This window comes from Bradyrhizobium sp. Ken51 (genome assembly GCF_055807435.1).
Genome location: NZ_JBVVPB010000006.1, coordinates 61,295 through 75,955 on the forward strand (window position 1 = coordinate 61,295; position 14,661 = coordinate 75,955).

At 64.6% G+C, this 14,661-nt stretch carries 17 protein-coding genes and 1 pseudogene; 9 read left to right on the plus strand and 9 right to left on the minus strand.

The features are described from left to right. Positions 1-22 precede the first annotated feature (22 nt). A pseudogene (locus AC0L27_RS12955) lies at positions 23-452 on the plus strand (YeeE/YedE family protein). 5 nt (positions 453-457) lie between these two features. After that, positions 458-925: a DUF6691 family protein gene (locus tag AC0L27_RS12960; protein WP_473319366.1), complete on the plus strand. Its 468-nt coding sequence runs from the start codon at positions 458-460 to the stop codon at positions 923-925. Positions 926-983: 58 nt separating this feature from the next. On the opposite strand, the gene AC0L27_RS12965 is transcribed toward AC0L27_RS12960, so the two are convergent. Beyond that, positions 984-1,313: a hypothetical protein gene (locus AC0L27_RS12965; protein WP_275170039.1), complete on the minus strand. Its 330-nt coding sequence runs from the start codon at positions 1,311-1,313 to the stop codon at positions 984-986. 110 nt (positions 1,314-1,423) lie between these two features. Beyond that, a complete protein-coding gene (locus AC0L27_RS12970) occupies positions 1,424-1,828 on the minus strand; it encodes a hypothetical protein (RefSeq protein ID WP_473319368.1) in 405 nt (134 codons plus the stop codon). Positions 1,829-2,027: 199 nt separating this feature from the next. Between AC0L27_RS12970 and AC0L27_RS12975 the strand changes: the two genes are divergently transcribed. Continuing rightward, a complete protein-coding gene (locus AC0L27_RS12975) occupies positions 2,028-2,261 on the plus strand; it encodes a hypothetical protein (RefSeq protein ID WP_007602200.1) in 234 nt (77 codons plus the stop codon). A 33-nt stretch (positions 2,262-2,294) separates the two neighbouring features. Further along, on the plus strand, positions 2,295-4,310 hold the full coding sequence (locus AC0L27_RS12980; protein ID WP_473319462.1) for a pyrroloquinoline quinone-dependent dehydrogenase: 2,016 nt from the start codon (positions 2,295-2,297) through the stop codon (positions 4,308-4,310). Between the two features lie 46 nt (positions 4,311-4,356). Here the strand turns inward: AC0L27_RS12980 and AC0L27_RS12985 are convergent, their stop codons facing one another. Further along, positions 4,357-4,599 (minus strand): PilZ domain-containing protein, encoded by a 243-nt coding sequence (locus AC0L27_RS12985; protein ID WP_473319370.1) that lies wholly within the window; start codon positions 4,597-4,599, stop codon positions 4,357-4,359. Positions 4,600-4,780: 181 nt separating this feature from the next. Here AC0L27_RS12985 and AC0L27_RS12990 point away from each other — a divergent pair, with 181 nt between their 5' ends. Further along, on the plus strand, positions 4,781-5,074 hold the full coding sequence (locus AC0L27_RS12990) for an HdeA/HdeB family chaperone (RefSeq protein ID WP_354058200.1): 294 nt from the start codon (positions 4,781-4,783) through the stop codon (positions 5,072-5,074). Between the two features lie 112 nt (positions 5,075-5,186). On the opposite strand, the gene AC0L27_RS12995 is transcribed toward AC0L27_RS12990, so the two are convergent. Next, complete coding sequence (locus AC0L27_RS12995; protein ID WP_007612196.1) at positions 5,187-5,651, minus strand: PaaI family thioesterase; 465 nt, start codon at positions 5,649-5,651, stop codon at positions 5,187-5,189. 360 nt (positions 5,652-6,011) lie between these two features. On the opposite strand from AC0L27_RS12995, the gene AC0L27_RS13000 reads away from it, so the two are divergent. Both AC0L27_RS13000 and AC0L27_RS13005 read left to right on the plus strand, forming a co-directional pair. Further along, positions 6,012-6,323 carry a hypothetical protein gene (locus AC0L27_RS13000; protein WP_473319372.1) on the plus strand — a complete coding sequence of 104 codons (312 nt, stop codon included), beginning with the start codon at positions 6,012-6,014 and terminating at the stop codon, positions 6,321-6,323. 105 nt (positions 6,324-6,428) lie between these two features. Continuing rightward, the gene (locus AC0L27_RS13005; protein ID WP_275170044.1) at positions 6,429-6,683 is read left to right on the plus strand and encodes a hypothetical protein; all 255 of its coding nucleotides are present in this window, start codon (positions 6,429-6,431) and stop codon (positions 6,681-6,683) included. A 9-nt stretch (positions 6,684-6,692) separates the two neighbouring features. Here the strand turns inward: AC0L27_RS13005 and AC0L27_RS13010 are convergent, their stop codons facing one another. Further along, the gene (locus AC0L27_RS13010; RefSeq protein ID WP_275170045.1) at positions 6,693-6,926 is read right to left on the minus strand and encodes a DUF6894 family protein; all 234 of its coding nucleotides are present in this window, start codon (positions 6,924-6,926) and stop codon (positions 6,693-6,695) included. 373 nt (positions 6,927-7,299) lie between these two features. On the opposite strand from AC0L27_RS13010, the gene AC0L27_RS13015 reads away from it, so the two are divergent. Next, entirely contained in the window at positions 7,300-7,557 is a 258-nt protein-coding gene (locus AC0L27_RS13015; RefSeq protein WP_473319374.1) for a DUF2798 domain-containing protein, read from the plus strand. Positions 7,558-8,263: 706 nt separating this feature from the next. Here the strand turns inward: AC0L27_RS13015 and AC0L27_RS13020 are convergent. Then, on the minus strand, positions 8,264-8,431 hold the full coding sequence (locus AC0L27_RS13020; protein ID WP_473319375.1) for a hypothetical protein: 168 nt from the start codon (positions 8,429-8,431) through the stop codon (positions 8,264-8,266). 249 nt (positions 8,432-8,680) lie between these two features. On the opposite strand from AC0L27_RS13020, the gene recA reads away from it, so the two are divergent. Beyond that, positions 8,681-9,769 (plus strand): recombinase RecA, encoded by a 1,089-nt coding sequence (gene recA, locus AC0L27_RS13025; RefSeq protein ID WP_026233157.1) that lies wholly within the window; start codon positions 8,681-8,683, stop codon positions 9,767-9,769. 191 nt (positions 9,770-9,960) lie between these two features. Here the strand turns inward: recA and gcvP are convergent, their stop codons facing one another. From gcvP to gcvT, 3 genes are all read right to left on the minus strand, one after another. Next, positions 9,961-12,825 (minus strand): aminomethyl-transferring glycine dehydrogenase, encoded by a 2,865-nt coding sequence (gene gcvP, locus AC0L27_RS13030; protein ID WP_473319463.1) that lies wholly within the window; start codon positions 12,823-12,825, stop codon positions 9,961-9,963. Positions 12,826-13,006: 181 nt separating this feature from the next. Beyond that, a complete protein-coding gene (gcvH, locus tag AC0L27_RS13035) occupies positions 13,007-13,375 on the minus strand; it encodes a glycine cleavage system protein GcvH (RefSeq protein ID WP_247328286.1) in 369 nt (122 codons plus the stop codon). An 11-nt stretch (positions 13,376-13,386) separates the two neighbouring features. Further along, a complete protein-coding gene (gene gcvT, locus AC0L27_RS13040) occupies positions 13,387-14,535 on the minus strand; it encodes a glycine cleavage system aminomethyltransferase GcvT (protein ID WP_473319377.1) in 1,149 nt (382 codons plus the stop codon). Positions 14,536-14,661 lie beyond the last annotated feature (126 nt).

The window sequence follows — 14,661 nt, forward strand, 5'->3', positions numbered from 1 at the left end:
GCTCTCGACCCGGAGGATCATCATGGTCGCCACACCTTTTACGCCGATTGCGTCGCTCCTTGGCGGCGCGATGATTGGCCTGTCCGCCGTCCTGCTGATGTGGACGACGGGACGGATCGCCGGGGTCAGCGGTATCGCGGCGCGGCTGTTTCCGCCTTACGAGGATCGGCAATTCGCCGGCCGGCTCGCCTTCGTCGCGGGCCTTATCGTCGCGCCCGTCCTGGTGCGCCTTGTCACCGGAAGCCTGCCGGCGCAAACGATCGCCGCCGGAACGCCGCTTCTGATCGTCGCGGGATTGCTCACCGGCGCTGGGCGCGGTGTGGGGCAGCGGCTGCACCTCGGGCCACGGCGTCTGTGGCTTGTCGCGGTTGTCGGTGCGATCGCTGATCGCGACGATGACCTTCATGGCGGCAGGCATGGCGACCGTCTTCGTGATGCGGCACTGCAGCTGACCGCGATGACACTTCTCATTCAATTCGGGATCGGTCTGGTCTTTGGCCTCGGCCTCATCGTCTCAGGTATGTCGAACCCGGCAAAGGTCCTGAATTTCCTGGACGTTGGCGGCATCCCGGCAGGAACGTGGGACGCAAGCCTCGCTTTCGTGATGGCCGGCGCGGTCGCGGTGACCTTCATCGGCTTCAGCCGCGTCTTGAAACTCGCACGACCTGTCTTCGCCGACCGCTTCTACGTCCCAACGCGAAACGATATCGATCCGAGAATTATCGCCGGTCCCGCCATCTTTGGTATCGGCTGGGGCCTCGTAGGCTTTTGTCCAGGCCCGGCGTTGACCGCGCTCGGATTTGGCTCGGCCTCCGCCTTCATCTTCGTCGCCGCGATGTGTGCCGGCATGGTGCTCGCCCGCTTCATCGCGCAGGTCCCGTCGGCAACGCGTAGCGTCACCCCGGGAGAGCCGCTCGAGATCTGACATGGAACAGGACCGGGCGAGTTGTCTCGTCCGGTCCCGGCTGTCATGGCTTCATCGATTACCAGCGATCGCCGACACCGACGCCAACACTGACGCCGGGCGCGCGAATGCCAACGCCACCGCGCGGACCGTCGTCCCAGTCGCGATAGGTGCGGCGCTCATAGTAGCGATCACGCGGCATGGTCGCGTAGGAGTCGCGCACGATCACGCGCGAGCCGCCGCGGGTGCGATAGCAATTGCCGGAATCGTCGCAGACCAGCCGCACTTCCTGGACGAGATCGGGGCTGGTGTATTCGCTGGTCGTATAGACGTCGGCGGCCTTCGCGCCGCTCACCGCTGCCAAGGCTCCGACGCCAGTCAGCAACGCAATCGTGAATGTCCTCATCATGTCCTCCTCGAAACTGCCCTCGGCGGTAACAAGAAGGGGAGGCCATGATCGTTCCGGCAAAATTACACGTTTTTCCCGGAACCGGATCGGATGTCGGCTTGATCCGTTCCCTAGATCGGCTCGTAGCTTTCAGACCCGCAGATGTCGTCCGCTTCTGCGCGGCGGCGATCGACCACCTTTCCGCTTGATATGGTCACGATGTAGGTCTGTGGCCCGAGCGGCGAGCCGGTCGCCGAGGTGAGCTGGGCGCGGACGCAAGCTGTCCAGCCCGGTCCCCGCACCTCGCGATGGGGTGAGGCGACATGCACCTCACGCGGATAGGACGTACTGAGAAAGACGAATTCGATCTGCTCGCGCACGACGCGTTTGACGTCGGGCGGCGATTCGGGCCGCGGCTGCTCGGCCTCCTTCATGCGCATGAACTCCGGCACCGGTGCGCGGCTGTCGGCAAAAACGCAGGCCCCGAGCGCGAGCGCGCTGGCCAGCAGCGCGGCATGAGCAATAATTCGTAACATCCGTGAAGGTCCCCTGCGGGCCAAAACATAGGCACGAATGCGATCCGACGAAGACCCGGCCGATCAAGATTTGCTGAAGCCAGAATTTCTTGGAGCCAGGATTTCCTGAAGTCAGGATTCCTGAAGTCTTGGAGCTCGCGGCATTGGCTATTCCATCATTGCCGGCTAGTTTGTACCCCAGACGAGGGGGATTGCGCCCATGAGGATTTTGGTCATAGCGGCCGCCGTGCTGGCGCTGGCGGTTGCCTCCGCTCAGGCGCAGATGGGCGGCGGCAGGCGTCAGCCTAACGAGGGCGGCCAGAAGGCGGACAACAAGCCCAAGGTCGACGAGAAGGCCTACAAGGCCGCACTCGAGCGCATTCCCGAGTCCAAGGAGAAGTACGATCCGTGGAGCGGGGCGCGTCCGCCTGAACCTGCCAAGAAGCCGAAATAGGTGAGGCGGGCGTTGGCGACCCGCTCCTGCTATTTGACCGCTCTCATCACGCTCCTGTTGTTTTCGTCGCGGCCAGGCCTCGCCTGGGAGAGCTGGGGTGGCGATCCCGGAGGCTCGCGGTTCTCGTCATTGCGGGAGATCACGCCCGACAATGTCGGCAACCTGGTTCGGGCCTTCGAATTCCACACGGGTGATCTCGCGGCGCGGCCGCCCGGGGTGATGCGGCGAACCAAATTCCAGGCGACGCCGTTGTTCGTCGAGAACAGCCTGGTCTTCTGCTCGCCTTTCAACGAGGTGATCGCGCTCGATCCCGGCACGGGTGCGCAGAAATGGCGCTACGATCCGAAGATCGCGATCAACCAGCGTCCCGCCAACCGCTACGTCTGCCGCGGCGTCGCCTACTGGATCGACGACGAGGCGCCTGCGGATGCCGCATGTCGATCGCGCATCTTCATGGGCACCAACGATGTCCGCCTGATCGCGCTCGATGCGAAGACGGGAATCCCCTGTGCCGGTTTCGGCAGGGGTGGCGAGGTCAGGCCCGATATCGGCATGAAGCTGGAATGGCCCGGCGAATTCCAGATCACCTCGCCGCCGGCGATCGGCCGCGGGGTCGTCGTGGTCGGCTCCGCGATCGGCGACAACCGCCGCGTCGACGCGCCGAGCGGTGTGGTGCGCGCGTTCGATGCGCGCAGCGGTCAGCCGCGCTGGACCTTCGAGCCGCTCAAGCGCGACGGTATCGAAGCCGGTCACGCCAATGTCTGGGCGCCGATGTCGGTCGACGCCGCGCGCGGGTTGGTATTCCTGCCGACATCCTCGCCATCGCCGGATTTCTGGGGCGGCAAGCGGCCGGGCAACAACGAGCATGCCAATTCGGTGGTCGCGCTGCGCATTGAGACCGGCGAGTTCGTATGGGCATTCCAGACCGTGCACCACGACGTCTGGGATTACGATCTGCCGGCGCAACCGACGCTCACGCGCATCGACACCGGCGAAGGTCAGCGCGATGTCGTGATCCAGCCGACCAAGCAGGGCTTTGTCTTCGTGCTCGATCGCGATACCGGCAAGCCGGTGTGGCCGGTCGAGGAGCGCAGCGTTCCGCAGGCGGCAGCGGAAGGTGAACGGCTGTCGCCCACGCAGCCATTCCCGACGCATGTGCCGCCGCTGGTTTCCCAAAAAATCTCGACTGAGGATGCGCTCTCGTTCCTTCCTGGCCTGCGCCGCTCAGCTTGCGAGACGCAGTTCGCAGAGGCACGTAACGAGGGGCTGTACACGCCACCCTCAACGCAAGGCACGCTGGAGTTTCCCTTCACCGGCGGCGGCGTCAACTGGGGCAGCGCAGCCTTCGATCCCGTCAACCAGATTCTCTATGCCAACACCAGCCGGGCCGTTCATCTCATCAAGCTGATTCCGCGGGCGGAGGCGGCCGGATTCGATCCTCCGCCCGGTCATGATTTCGGCCAGCAGAATGGCGCGCCGTTTGCGATGTCGCGTGCGGTGGCAACATCGCCGCTTGGTTTTCTTTGCAACAAACCGCCCTGGGGTGAGATGGTCGCGGTCGATCTGAAGGCCGGCAAGATCCTCTGGCGGTCGACGGTGGGCACCACCGAGGATCTCGCCCCGCTCGGCGTGCCGCTGCCGTGGGGTGCGCCGCTCGTCAACGGGCTCGCGGTCACGGCAGGCGGTCTCGTCTTCACCGGAGCCATGGACGCCTATTTGCGCGCCTTCGATGCACGAAGCGGAAGGGAGCTGTGGCAAGGCCGGCTGCCGGTGCCCGGAGTCGCCAATCCCATGACCTATTTCTGGAAGGGCGAGCAGTATGTCGCCATCGGCGCCGGCGGCCACTCCGAGGCAGGCACCTCGATTGGCGACAGTGTCGTTGCGTTTCGCCTGGCACGGCCGGGCGAAGGGCCGTCGCTGTGGTCGCGTACCATCGATCGCCCCGGTGGACGATTTTTTGCGACATCTTCAATGATCGCGCTCGCGATCGTCTCGCTTGTGATCGCAAGCCTGCGCTGGCGTCGCCAGCGTCGTATCGCGCGAAGATAACACGGCATCGCGCGCGCGATGCGAACGATCGTTCACATCATATGCACTACTGTACGAAAGCGAGGCCGATGCGCCTCTCGGTGCGCCAGACGGTGCGGCATTTCCGCACGAAATTGTCGCGCGCGATCGCGAGCGTGAACGATTGCGGTAATGTGACGAGGACATCGAGGTCGATTGCGGCACCGTTCGCCGACATATTTCGCACCGTGCATGTGATGCCGCAATTTTCAAAGGTGATCTTTCCACCCTTGAAAACACGGTAACGCTGCGCCGCACGCTTCTCGATCATCCGCCTTAATCCATAATGATGTTTGTGAAGTAGTGCATAGAAATTACGTTGAACTAAACTCAATACTGGCGCTACTTGCATAGCGCTTCAGACTTCGTTTACGACGTCGAAGCGGAGGTCACTCCGCCGACTTTCCCCCGAGCCCTTCCTTTTGTGGCGCTACGCGCCGATGGAGATATTGATGAAGACGACGTTTTCGCTTCTGTTCGCCGCAGCGCTCTCGCTGTCGTCCATGCCCGCCCACGCCACCAAGCTCGATCTCGCGACCATGAGCTGCAAGCAGTTCCTCGATAGTGGCGACGACACCATCAAGATGGTGCTGACCTGGATGGACGGCTGGTACAAGGGCGACGAGGACAACGCGATCTTCGACACCGACGTGTTCGTCGAGAACGCCAAGAAGTTCGGCAGCTATTGCGGAAAAAATCCGAACGTCAGCATCGTCACCGCGGCCGACGAAGTGCTCGGCAAGTAATTTCCCGCTTGGCCGTGCGAAGTGCGATCGCCATCGCGTTTCCTCGACATGACGCCATCGAGAGCCGCGGTGCGCTTTGCGCTCCCGCGGCTTTCGTCTCTTCGGATGATGCTCACCCCGGCAGCATCGCGAACGCGCTGGACACCATCGCCACCGGCTTGTTGTCGGTGGCCGAGAGCAGCGTGACCCGGCCAAAGCTCATGGTGCGTCCGAGCCGCACCACGCGGGCGTCGGCCAGCACGTCCGACGAGGAGACGGCGCGCATGAAATGCGTGGTCTGGTCGACCGTCGTCATCGGACGATAGCCGCGGTTGGCGGCGAGGTTCGCGATCACCATCGCGGTGTCGGCGAGCGCCATTAGCGCCTGGCCGCAGACCACGCCGCCGTTGCGGCACAGCCGTTCCGAGAACGGCATGCGCAGGAGCGCTGCGGGCTGCCAGTCCGGCACGTCCGGCGGCGGCAGGTGCTCGATGCGCTCGACCGAGAGGTTGAGATCCTGGACCCAGGGCGCAAAGACCTCGCCGAGGATGCGTCGGGCTTCCGTGATGCCGAACTCGGCTTCTGGCTGCGATGGCATTGCTGTCGTTCCCTCCGTATTGCCGGATGTTCGGCATTGCGAGCGGACCGGCGCGGCAAAGTCACCCGGTCTGCCGCGGGTCCCGTCGGCTTGAAAATGCCTGACTTCGCCCGGTATGATGCCATGGAGCGGGTATGGGTGGGTGATGTTGCGTCGGTATGTCCTCGTGTTTTGTCTGGCCGGGCTCGGCCTGTTGCTGAACGGGTGCACCAGGTGCGGCCCGATCTGGGACGACTGGCTCCACGCGCCGAAATCGTGCAGATCGGACCGGCTCTAGCGGGTCGAGCGGCCCCTGCGGTAATGACAGGGGTGACACGGCGCGGACGACCCGCGCCGCCACGGATAATCAAGGAGTCAATGATGAAGCTTTTCCGTATGGCCGCGGTGCTGGCTGTCCTGGCCGGACCGACCGTGCTGGCGGGACCGGCCTATGCGCAAATGCCCAATATCAACTTGCTGCAGGACGGTCCGAGCAAGACTCCAGAGGAGAAGGCCGCGGAAGCCGAGCGTGAGAAGGCCTACAAGGAAACGCTGAAGAAGATTCCGGACTCCAAGGCCTCCAACGATCCGTGGGGCGGCATGCGCTCCGACCCGCCGAAACAGCCGGCGGCGCCAAAGGCGTCGGCCACGACCGGTGCGCCGAAGAAAAAGTTGGGCACGACTGCCAATTGACCTCCTGCCCGATCGGAGGCGGTTGCTGCCTCCGGCCGGGACTCCTCTTTGATCGGCCTACTTCCTACATTGAGTGGGAGCGTATTGCGTCGAGGAGAGCAGAACATGGCCGATCGTCCGCGGGATCTCGCCGAGCGGATGGCGCGCCGGCGCAAGATGGGCGGCAAGCCCGACCCGATGGCCGGCGACGGCTATCTGCGCGAGACCTTCACGCTGCCGCGCGCGGCGGCGCGGGAGAGGGCGCAGGCTTTCTTCGCCCGCTACCCCAAGGCCGGCTATATGAGCGCGGTCGAGACTTGGCGCGAACTGCCCGGCGGCGACATCGAATTCACGATGCGGCGCCTGCCCAGCGCGGATTAGGGCCGGCCTCTATTCGAAGGTTTCGGATGTGATGCGGATCCGGAACACGGGCTCCTTGGCTTCGTCCAGCAGCTCCATGTGCCATTCGGAATTTTCCTGCAGCTTGCGGGCGATGCCGGCGGCCATGTCGGCGCAGACGCTGGTCATCTCCTTCCAGGCCGAATCGCGATCGGCAAATTCCGACGCCTGGTCGGCACAGCCGGAATAGCTGCCGTTCCGGATTCGAAAAAAGTAGAGCGGCATGGTTCGCACCGATCGCGCCTGATGGCTCAGTCCCCACGGCCATAATCGCGGGCAGTCCAATCCCAAACCATCGGCAGATCAATTCCGGGCGGCTACGGAATAGCCCCCATGGACGCCGCGCGCCCTGCTGTCATGGCGGCTGCAGCGCGCAGGGGCGCCATCCCGCCGACGATCTCGGTCCGGCCGTTCAGGCGGTTTCGCGCCCGATCGCCTTCAGCTCCCGATCGATGCGCCGGCCGCCCGGCGGCGGCGCGAGGCCTCTCCCGTGGTTCTCCGGCCATGAACAGAGTTCCTGGACCGGGCAGCGGCGTCTTCGGCGCGCGGCGGCATGTGCCTTGCTTGGCCCGATGAGGCTAAGGAACATGGGCGCATCATGCTGGGCATTCCCCGCCGCTATTCTCATTTCGTGTTCGGAATCATCCAGTCCGGACTGACCTCGCTGGTCGCCGCGGGCATCGCCAGCCTTCCCGCAGGGAACGCGCTGGAGTTCCTCGCGCACTGGATGGTGTCGTGGCTGATCGCATGGGCGGCGATGCTGCCGATCGTGCTGCTCGCAGCGCCGGCGATCCGCGCCTTCTCGCTGCGGCTGACCCAGGAGGAGGGCGGTTCGCAAACCGGCCGGCCGGCATGAAAGTCGGCATGAAAACCGGCATGAAAAAACCCCGCTTGGAGAGCCAAGCGGGGAAAAGGTTATTGGAGGCTGAGGTGCTGGGCTGCAACACCATAGCCGGACGACCCTAGCCGGCTCAGCTTACGACAGCCTGACAGGGCGACGGCGGCAGCGAAGGCCCAGAGCTCGGGGCCGCACACTGACCCTGCACCGGTCCCAATTTCGACATCCGTTCGCACAACTCAGGACACAACCGCAGGCGAGATTTCGCAGCGACGGTGCTGCCATGGGGGAAACGTGGCGTGCCGGCAACGGGGTGGCATCATGGACAACGTAGAGCGGTCATTCGCCGCCGCGACGGCGGCTGGCTTCGTAGTGCTGGTGATCGGCATCGGGTTGCTGGTTCTGCTGTAGGCCGTGTTGGCTGCCGGGACACGGCGCGGGTCGAAAGGCCCATGCGCGCCTTTCAAAAACACGAAAACAACCCCATGCACAGTAGCCCGCCTACAAATTCCATCGTTCAATCAATGGCTTACTGGTAGTATTGAGATACCGTATCGGCTCGGATTCGCCTCCGCGGCCATCCGATTCCCGTGCCAATCTGCTTGAAATCAACAGGCGGCCGCTCCGGCATCGTCGCCGGAGCATTGCCGCTGGCGAACACCTCCATCGCCCCACGAGTCGCAAGCGGGCCTCGGTCAGCTCCTAAACCCTCGTCGTGGCGGCCTTATTGAAGCTTGATCGCGTCCAGCGGCAAATGGAGCTCGGCGGCACGCTCTTGGCGATCTTTCTTGCGGAACTCGTTTTCCTTGCGCTCGAACTTGATCATCTCTTCCCGCGCCGCCTCCAGCAGCGGATTGCGCCGGTTCGTATCGTGATGCGTGTTGTTCGTCATGACTGAGGTCCCCAGAGTTGCGGTCCCATCCAAGAGAAGACCGCAGGCCGCGAAAGGTTCGGTGCCGCAGGATTACGGAATTCTGACGGCGCGCGGATCATCCGTCTTTGATGCGCGTCAGACAGCACCAAAATCCGCAAAGAACATATTGCGAACCTAGAACAAATAGGGTACATTGATTTTATCGCCGCGCCGCCTCGCCAGCCGTTTGTCCCTCTAGCGAATCCTCGCCATAAGGAGCACGACCCAATGTCCACCACTGCCCTGCGTATCGTCGAAGGATCTTCCATGGACAAGAGTAAAGCTCTGGCCGCCGCGCTCTCCCAGATCGAGCGGCAGTTCGGCAAGGGCTCGGTGATGAAGCTCGGCAAGAACGACCGTTCGATGGATGTCGAGGCGGTCTCTTCGGGTTCGCTCGGGCTCGATATCGCGCTCGGGATCGGCGGCCTGCCGAAGGGACGCGTCGTGGAGATCTACGGGCCGGAATCCTCGGGCAAGACCACGCTGGCGCTGCACACGGTGGCGGAAGGGCAGAAGAAGGGCGGCATCTGCGCCTTCATCGACGCCGAGCACGCGCTCGACCCGGTCTATGCGCGCAAGCTGGGCGTCAACATCGACGAGCTCCTGATCTCGCAGCCGGACACCGGCGAGCAGGCGCTGGAAATCTGTGACACGCTGGTGCGCTCCGGCGCGGTCGACGTGCTGGTGATCGATTCGGTCGCGGCGCTGGTGCCGAAGGCCGAGCTCGAGGGTGAGATGGGCGATGCGCTGCCAGGTCTGCAGGCCCGGCTGATGAGCCAGGCGCTGCGCAAGCTGACGGCGTCCATCAACAAGTCCAACACCATGGTGATCTTCATCAACCAGATCCGCATGAAGATCGGTGTGATGTATGGCTCGCCGGAAACCACCACCGGCGGCAACGCGCTGAAATTCTATGCCTCCGTCCGCCTCGACATCCGCCGCATCGGCGCGATCAAGGAGCGCGACGAAGTGGTCGGCAACACCACCCGCGTCAAGGTCGTCAAGAACAAGCTGGCGCCGCCCTTCAAGCAGGTCGAGTTCGACATCATGTACGGCGAGGGCGTCTCCAAGATGGGCGAGATTCTCGATCTCGGCGTCAAGGCCGGCATCGTCGAGAAATCCGGCGCATGGTTCTCCTATGACAGCCAGCGCCTCGGTCAGGGCCGCGAGAATTCGAAGGCGTTCCTGAAGGCCAACCCCGACATCACCGCCAAGATCGAGACCTCGATCCGCCAGAACTCCGGCCTGATCGCCGAGCAGATTCTCGCCGGCAGCCCCGAGCGTGATGCCGACGGCGAGGAGCCGGCGGACGAGTAAGCTTCAACAGTAAAGTTTTTCGCGAGGAGCGGGCGCTGAGGACGTTGAGTTGCCGACGTCTTCGGCGCCTGTTTCGTTTTGCGTGGGGTGATGGGTTTCACTTCGCTCTACCCATCCTAAGAAGCTGAACTGACAAACGAGCGGCTGTGGCGATGGGATCGCGAGAGCCGCTCATTGGTCGCGCCCTATTCCTACTCCGCCGCTTCCGCGTAATCGCTCACCGGCGGGCACGAGCACACAAGGTTGCGGTCGCCATAGACATTGTCGACGCGGCCGACCGGGCTCCAATATTTGTCCGTGCGCGAGGTGCCCGCGGGGAAGCAGCCTTCGGCGCGGGTGTAGGCGCGCTTCCAATCGTCGTCCGCGATGTCGTGCACGGTGTGCGGGGCGTGGCGCAAGGGCGACGCCTCGATCTTGAAGCGGCCGGCTTCGACCTCGGCGATTTCCCTCCGGATCGCAATCATGGCATCGCAGAAGCGATCGAGCTCCGCCTTGGATTCCGATTCGGTCGGCTCGATCATCAGCGTGCCCGGCACCGGGAAGCTCATGGTCGGCGCGTGGAAGCCGTAGTCGATCAGGCGCTTGGCGATGTCGTCGACGGTGACGCCTGAGGTCGTCTTCAGCGCGCGGGGATCGACGATGCACTCATGCGCGACGCGGCCTTTCTCGTTCTTGTAGAGCACCGGGAAGTGCGCATCGAGCCGTGCCGCGACGTAGTTGGCGTTGAGGATCGCGATCTCGGTAGCGCGCTTGAGGCCTTCGCCGCCCATCATGAGGATGTAGATGTAGGAGATGGTCAGGATCGAGGCTGAGCCGAACGGCGCTGCCGAGACCGGGCCGACTGGCGCTTTCCCATCCGTCACGGGGTGACCCGGGAGGAACGGCGCGAGATGCGCCTTGACGCCGATCGGTCCCATGCCCGGGCCGCCGCCGCCATGCGGGATGCAGAAGGTCTTGTGCAGGTTGAGATGGCTGACGTCGGCGCCATAATCGCCGGGCCTGCTAAGGCCGACCTGCGCGTTGAGGTTGGCGCCGTCAAGATAAACCTGCCCGCCATGGCCATGCACGATGTCGCAGATCTCGCGAATGTGCTCCTCGAACACGCCGTGGGTCGAGGGATAGGTGATCATGACAGCGGCGAGGTCGTTCGAATGCTTCTCGGCCTTGGCGCAGAGATCGTTGACATCGACGTCGCCGTTTTTCTCGCAGGCGACCACCACCACGTCCATGCCGACCATCGCGGCCGAGGCCGGGTTGGTGCCGTGGGCGGAGGAGGGGATCAGGCAGATCTTGCGGTGGCTCTGCCCACGCGCTGCGTGATAGCCGCGGATGGCCAGAAGCCCGGCATATTCTCCTTGCGCGCCCGAATTTGGCTGCAGCGAGATCGCGTCATAGCCGGTGATGTCGCACAGCCACTTCTCCAGGCGCGCGAACAGCGCGTGATAGCCGCGGGCCTGCTCGCGCGGGGCGAACGGGTGCAGGCTGCCGAATTCCGGCCAGGTCAGCGGCATCATCTCGGTGGTCGCGTTCAGCTTCATGGTGCACGAGCCGAGCGGAATCATCGCGCGGTCGAGCGCAAGGTCGCGATCGCTGAGCTTGCGCATGTAGCGCAGCATCTCGGTTTCCGAGCGATGTGCGTGGAACACGGGATGGGTGAGGAAGGAGGTTGCGCGCTTGAGTGCCTCCGGCAGCGCCTCGCGCGTGGTGGCGTCGATCTCGGCATAGGCGAGCTCGCCGCCGAAGGCGCGCCAGACCGCTTCCACCGTCGCAGGCGTGGTGGTCTCGTCGAGCGCGATGCGCAGAGCGCTCTCACCAATACCGAGATTGATCTTCTCGGCGGCCGCGCGCGCGACGATCTCGGCACGCTTCGCGCCGGCGTCCACGCTCAGTGTGTCGAAGAAGCTGTCGGACTGCAGCGCAAAGCCGAGCTTGCGTAGGCCCGCGGCGAGCACGGCCGCGCGGCGATGCACGTTGCGTGCGATCTGCGAAAGGCCTTCGGGGCCGTGATAGACCGCATACATCGAGGCGATCACGGCGAGCAGCACCTGCGCGGTGCAGATGTTGGAGGTCGCCTTCTCGCGACGGATGTGCTGCTCGCGGGTCTGCAGCGCGAGGCGATAGGCAGGCATCCCGCGCGAATCCACGGAGAGGCCGACGATGCGGCCGGGCAGCGAACGCTTCAGCGCATCGCGCACCGCCATATAGGCCGCGTGCGGCCCGCCATAACCCATCGGCACGCCAAAACGTTGCGCCGAGCCGATCGCGATGTCGGCGCCGAGCTCGCCGGGCGAGGCGAGCAGTGTCAGGGCGAGGAGATCGGCAGCGATGATCGCGAGCGCGCCCTTGGCCTTCAGGCTGGCGATCGCAGGCCTGAGGTCGCGCACAGCGCCTGAACTGCCCGGATATTGCAGCAGCGCGCCAAGCACGTCCGTCTTGTCGAGATCGGTGAGGGGATCGCCGACGACCAGGGTCCAGCCCAGGGGCTCCGCGCGGGTGCGCATCACGGCGAGCGTCTGCGGATGCACGTCCTTGTCGACGAAGAAGGCTTTTGCTTCAACTTTCGAGTGCCGCTCCGCGAGCGCCATCGCTTCCGCCGCCGCGGTGGCCTCGTCGAGCAGCGAGGCGTTGGCGACGTCGAGCCCGGTGAGATTGCAGATCATGGTCTGGAAATTGAGCAGCGCCTCGAGCCGGCCCTGGCTGATCTCGGGCTGGTAGGGCGTGTACGCGGTGTACCAGGCCGGGTTCTCCAAAATGTTGCGCTGGATCACCGCAGGCAAGATCGTGCCGGAATAGCCCTGGCCGATCAGCGAGGTGAAGACCTGGTTCTGGGCGGCGAGCTCGGCCATATGCGCGATCGCCTCGGTTTCGCTGAGCGGCTTGCCGAGATCGAGCGGGGCGGCCTGCCGGATCGAGGCCGGCAGCGTCTGCGCCATCAGCGCATCGACGCTGTTCGCGCCGACCGCCTCGAGCATCGCGGTGACGTCGCGTGCCGAGGGGCCGATGTGGCGGCGAACGAAGCTGGTGGTGTCGCCGTTGGATTTGCGGTGCGCGGTCATCATGGGTCCTCGCTTCAGAGTTCGCTGTCGCCGTCATGCCCCGCCTAGTGCGCACTTGCGCACGGGGGCGGGGCATCCAGTAAACGCAGCCGCTTCGGCTAGGGCCGATGGGCCGCGGCGTACTGGATCGTCCGCCTTCGCGGACGATGACACCGAGAGTGTGGTTCGAGTTGTTCTCATCTCACGCCGTGTGGGCCTTGTACGCCGCTTCGTCCATGAGACCGCCGAGCTCGCTCTTGTCGGCCATCTTGATCTTGAAGAACCACGCCTTGCCCTGCGCATCCGAGTTTACCAGCGCCGGCTCGCTCGCGAGCTCGGGGTTGGTCTCGAGCACCTCACCGCTAACAGGCGCGTAGACATCCGAGGCGGCCTTGACGGACTCCACGACGGCGGCGGGTTCGGCCTTCTTCAGCGTGCGGCCGAGCTTGGGCAATTCGACGAACACGACGTCGCCGAGCTGCGATTGCGCGTAGTCGGTGATCCCGACCGTGGCGACATCGCCGTCGATCGCGAGCCATTCGTGGTCGGAGGTGTAGAGCGTCGTGGTCATTTTCTCAGTCCTCAGCGTTTGTAGGTGTTTTTCACGAAGGGCATGGCGGCGACCTGCACGGCCAGGCGTTGGCCGCGCACCTCGGCGAAGAGTTTCGTGTCGATCGCGCTCGATGCTGTGGGCACATAGCCCATCGCGACCGGCGCATTCAGGCTCGGGCCGAAGCCGCCCGAGGTGACCTTTCCGATCGGCTCGTGAGAGGTCGCGTTCGCAAACAGCAGCGCGCCCTCGCGCACCGGCGCGCGGCCCTCGGTACGCAGGCCGACGCGGCGGCGGGATGCGCCGTGGTCGAAATGGGCCAGAATCCTTTCCGCGCCGGGAAAGCCGCCGGCGCGCGCGCCGCCGGTGCGGCGGCTCTTCTGCACCGACCATTCCAGCGCGGCCTCGACCGGCGTGGTCGCGGTATCGATGTCGTGGCCGTAAAGACAGAGCCCGCCCTCGAGCCGCAGGCTGTCGCGGGCGCCGAGCCCGATCGGCATGACGTCCGGATTGTCCAGCAGCGCCTTGGCGAGCCGTTCGGCATCGCCGGCAGGAACCGAAATCTCGAATCCGTCCTCGCCGGTGTAGCCGGAGCGCGAGACGAAGCAGTCGAGGCCGGCAACCCTGTGCGGGCCGGCATCCATGAACTTCATGGCGGGCGCCTCTGCACATAATTTCGCCAGCGCCGATTCCGCCTTCGGGCCTTGCAGCGCGATCAGCGCGCGGTCGGTCAGCGAATCGATCACGCAGTCGTCCGCGAGATTCGCGCGCAGATGCGCCTCGTCCTCGGCCTTGCAGCCTGCGTTGACGACCAGGAAGAGGTGATCGCCGAAATTGGCGACCATCAGATCGTCCAGAATCCCGCCCTCGGCATTGGTGAACTGAGCGTAGCGCTGCCGGCCCGGCGCAATCGCCAAGATATCCTGCGGCACCAGCCGTTCCAGCGCGCGGACGGCGTCCTCGACCTTGCCCGATCTCGGCCTGAGTGCGATTTGGCCCATGTGGGAGACGTCGAACAGGCCGGCTGCGTTGCGGGTATGAAGGTGCTCCTTCAGGACTCCGGCCGGATATTGCACCGGCATGTCATAGCCCGCGAACGGCACCATCTTGCCGCCGAGCGAGACATGCAGGTCGTAAAGGGGGGTGCGTTTCAGGGATTCTTTGTCGTCACGCGCAAGCATCGGGGGGCCCTCGGCGGTTCCCCGGGAAGGATTTCCCGTGGACACCAGTCGAAGCCCCATCTGTCGCTGTGCCTGAGAGTATTATCCCGTCGGCGGACGCTGTCCGAACCAACCCTTCTAAAAGGT

What these genes read in the sequence shown, in the direction of transcription:
- AC0L27_RS12985 (WP_473319370.1), bottom strand. Translation starts at nt 4,599, where the DNA reads ATGATCGAGAAGCGTGCGGCGCAGCGTTACCGTGTTTTCAAGGGTGGA.
- AC0L27_RS13015 (WP_473319374.1), top strand. Translation starts at nt 7,300, where the DNA reads ATGCTGGGCATTCCCCGCCGCTATTCTCATTTCGTGTTCGGAATCATC.
- AC0L27_RS12965 (WP_275170039.1), bottom strand. Translation starts at nt 1,313, where the DNA reads ATGATGAGGACATTCACGATTGCGTTGCTGACTGGCGTCGGAGCCTTG.
- AC0L27_RS13020 (WP_473319375.1), bottom strand. Translation starts at nt 8,431, where the DNA reads ATGACGAACAACACGCATCACGATACGAACCGGCGCAATCCGCTGCTG.
- AC0L27_RS13010 (WP_275170045.1), bottom strand. Translation starts at nt 6,926, where the DNA reads ATGCCGCTCTACTTTTTTCGAATCCGGAACGGCAGCTATTCCGGCTGT.
- AC0L27_RS12960 (WP_473319366.1), top strand. Translation starts at nt 458, where the DNA reads ATGACACTTCTCATTCAATTCGGGATCGGTCTGGTCTTTGGCCTCGGC.
- recA (WP_026233157.1), top strand. Translation starts at nt 8,681, where the DNA reads ATGTCCACCACTGCCCTGCGTATCGTCGAAGGATCTTCCATGGACAAG.
- AC0L27_RS13000 (WP_473319372.1), top strand. Translation starts at nt 6,012, where the DNA reads ATGAAGCTTTTCCGTATGGCCGCGGTGCTGGCTGTCCTGGCCGGACCG.
- gcvT (WP_473319377.1), bottom strand. Translation starts at nt 14,535, where the DNA reads ATGCTTGCGCGTGACGACAAAGAATCCCTGAAACGCACCCCCCTTTAC.
- AC0L27_RS12975 (WP_007602200.1), top strand. Translation starts at nt 2,028, where the DNA reads ATGAGGATTTTGGTCATAGCGGCCGCCGTGCTGGCGCTGGCGGTTGCC.
- gcvH (WP_247328286.1), bottom strand. Translation starts at nt 13,375, where the DNA reads ATGACCACGACGCTCTACACCTCCGACCACGAATGGCTCGCGATCGAC.
- AC0L27_RS12990 (WP_354058200.1), top strand. Translation starts at nt 4,781, where the DNA reads ATGAAGACGACGTTTTCGCTTCTGTTCGCCGCAGCGCTCTCGCTGTCG.
- gcvP (WP_473319463.1), bottom strand. Translation starts at nt 12,825, where the DNA reads ATGACCGCGCACCGCAAATCCAACGGCGACACCACCAGCTTCGTTCGC.
- AC0L27_RS13005 (WP_275170044.1), top strand. Translation starts at nt 6,429, where the DNA reads ATGGCCGATCGTCCGCGGGATCTCGCCGAGCGGATGGCGCGCCGGCGC.
- AC0L27_RS12970 (WP_473319368.1), bottom strand. Translation starts at nt 1,828, where the DNA reads ATGTTACGAATTATTGCTCATGCCGCGCTGCTGGCCAGCGCGCTCGCG.
- AC0L27_RS12995 (WP_007612196.1), bottom strand. Translation starts at nt 5,651, where the DNA reads ATGCCATCGCAGCCAGAAGCCGAGTTCGGCATCACGGAAGCCCGACGC.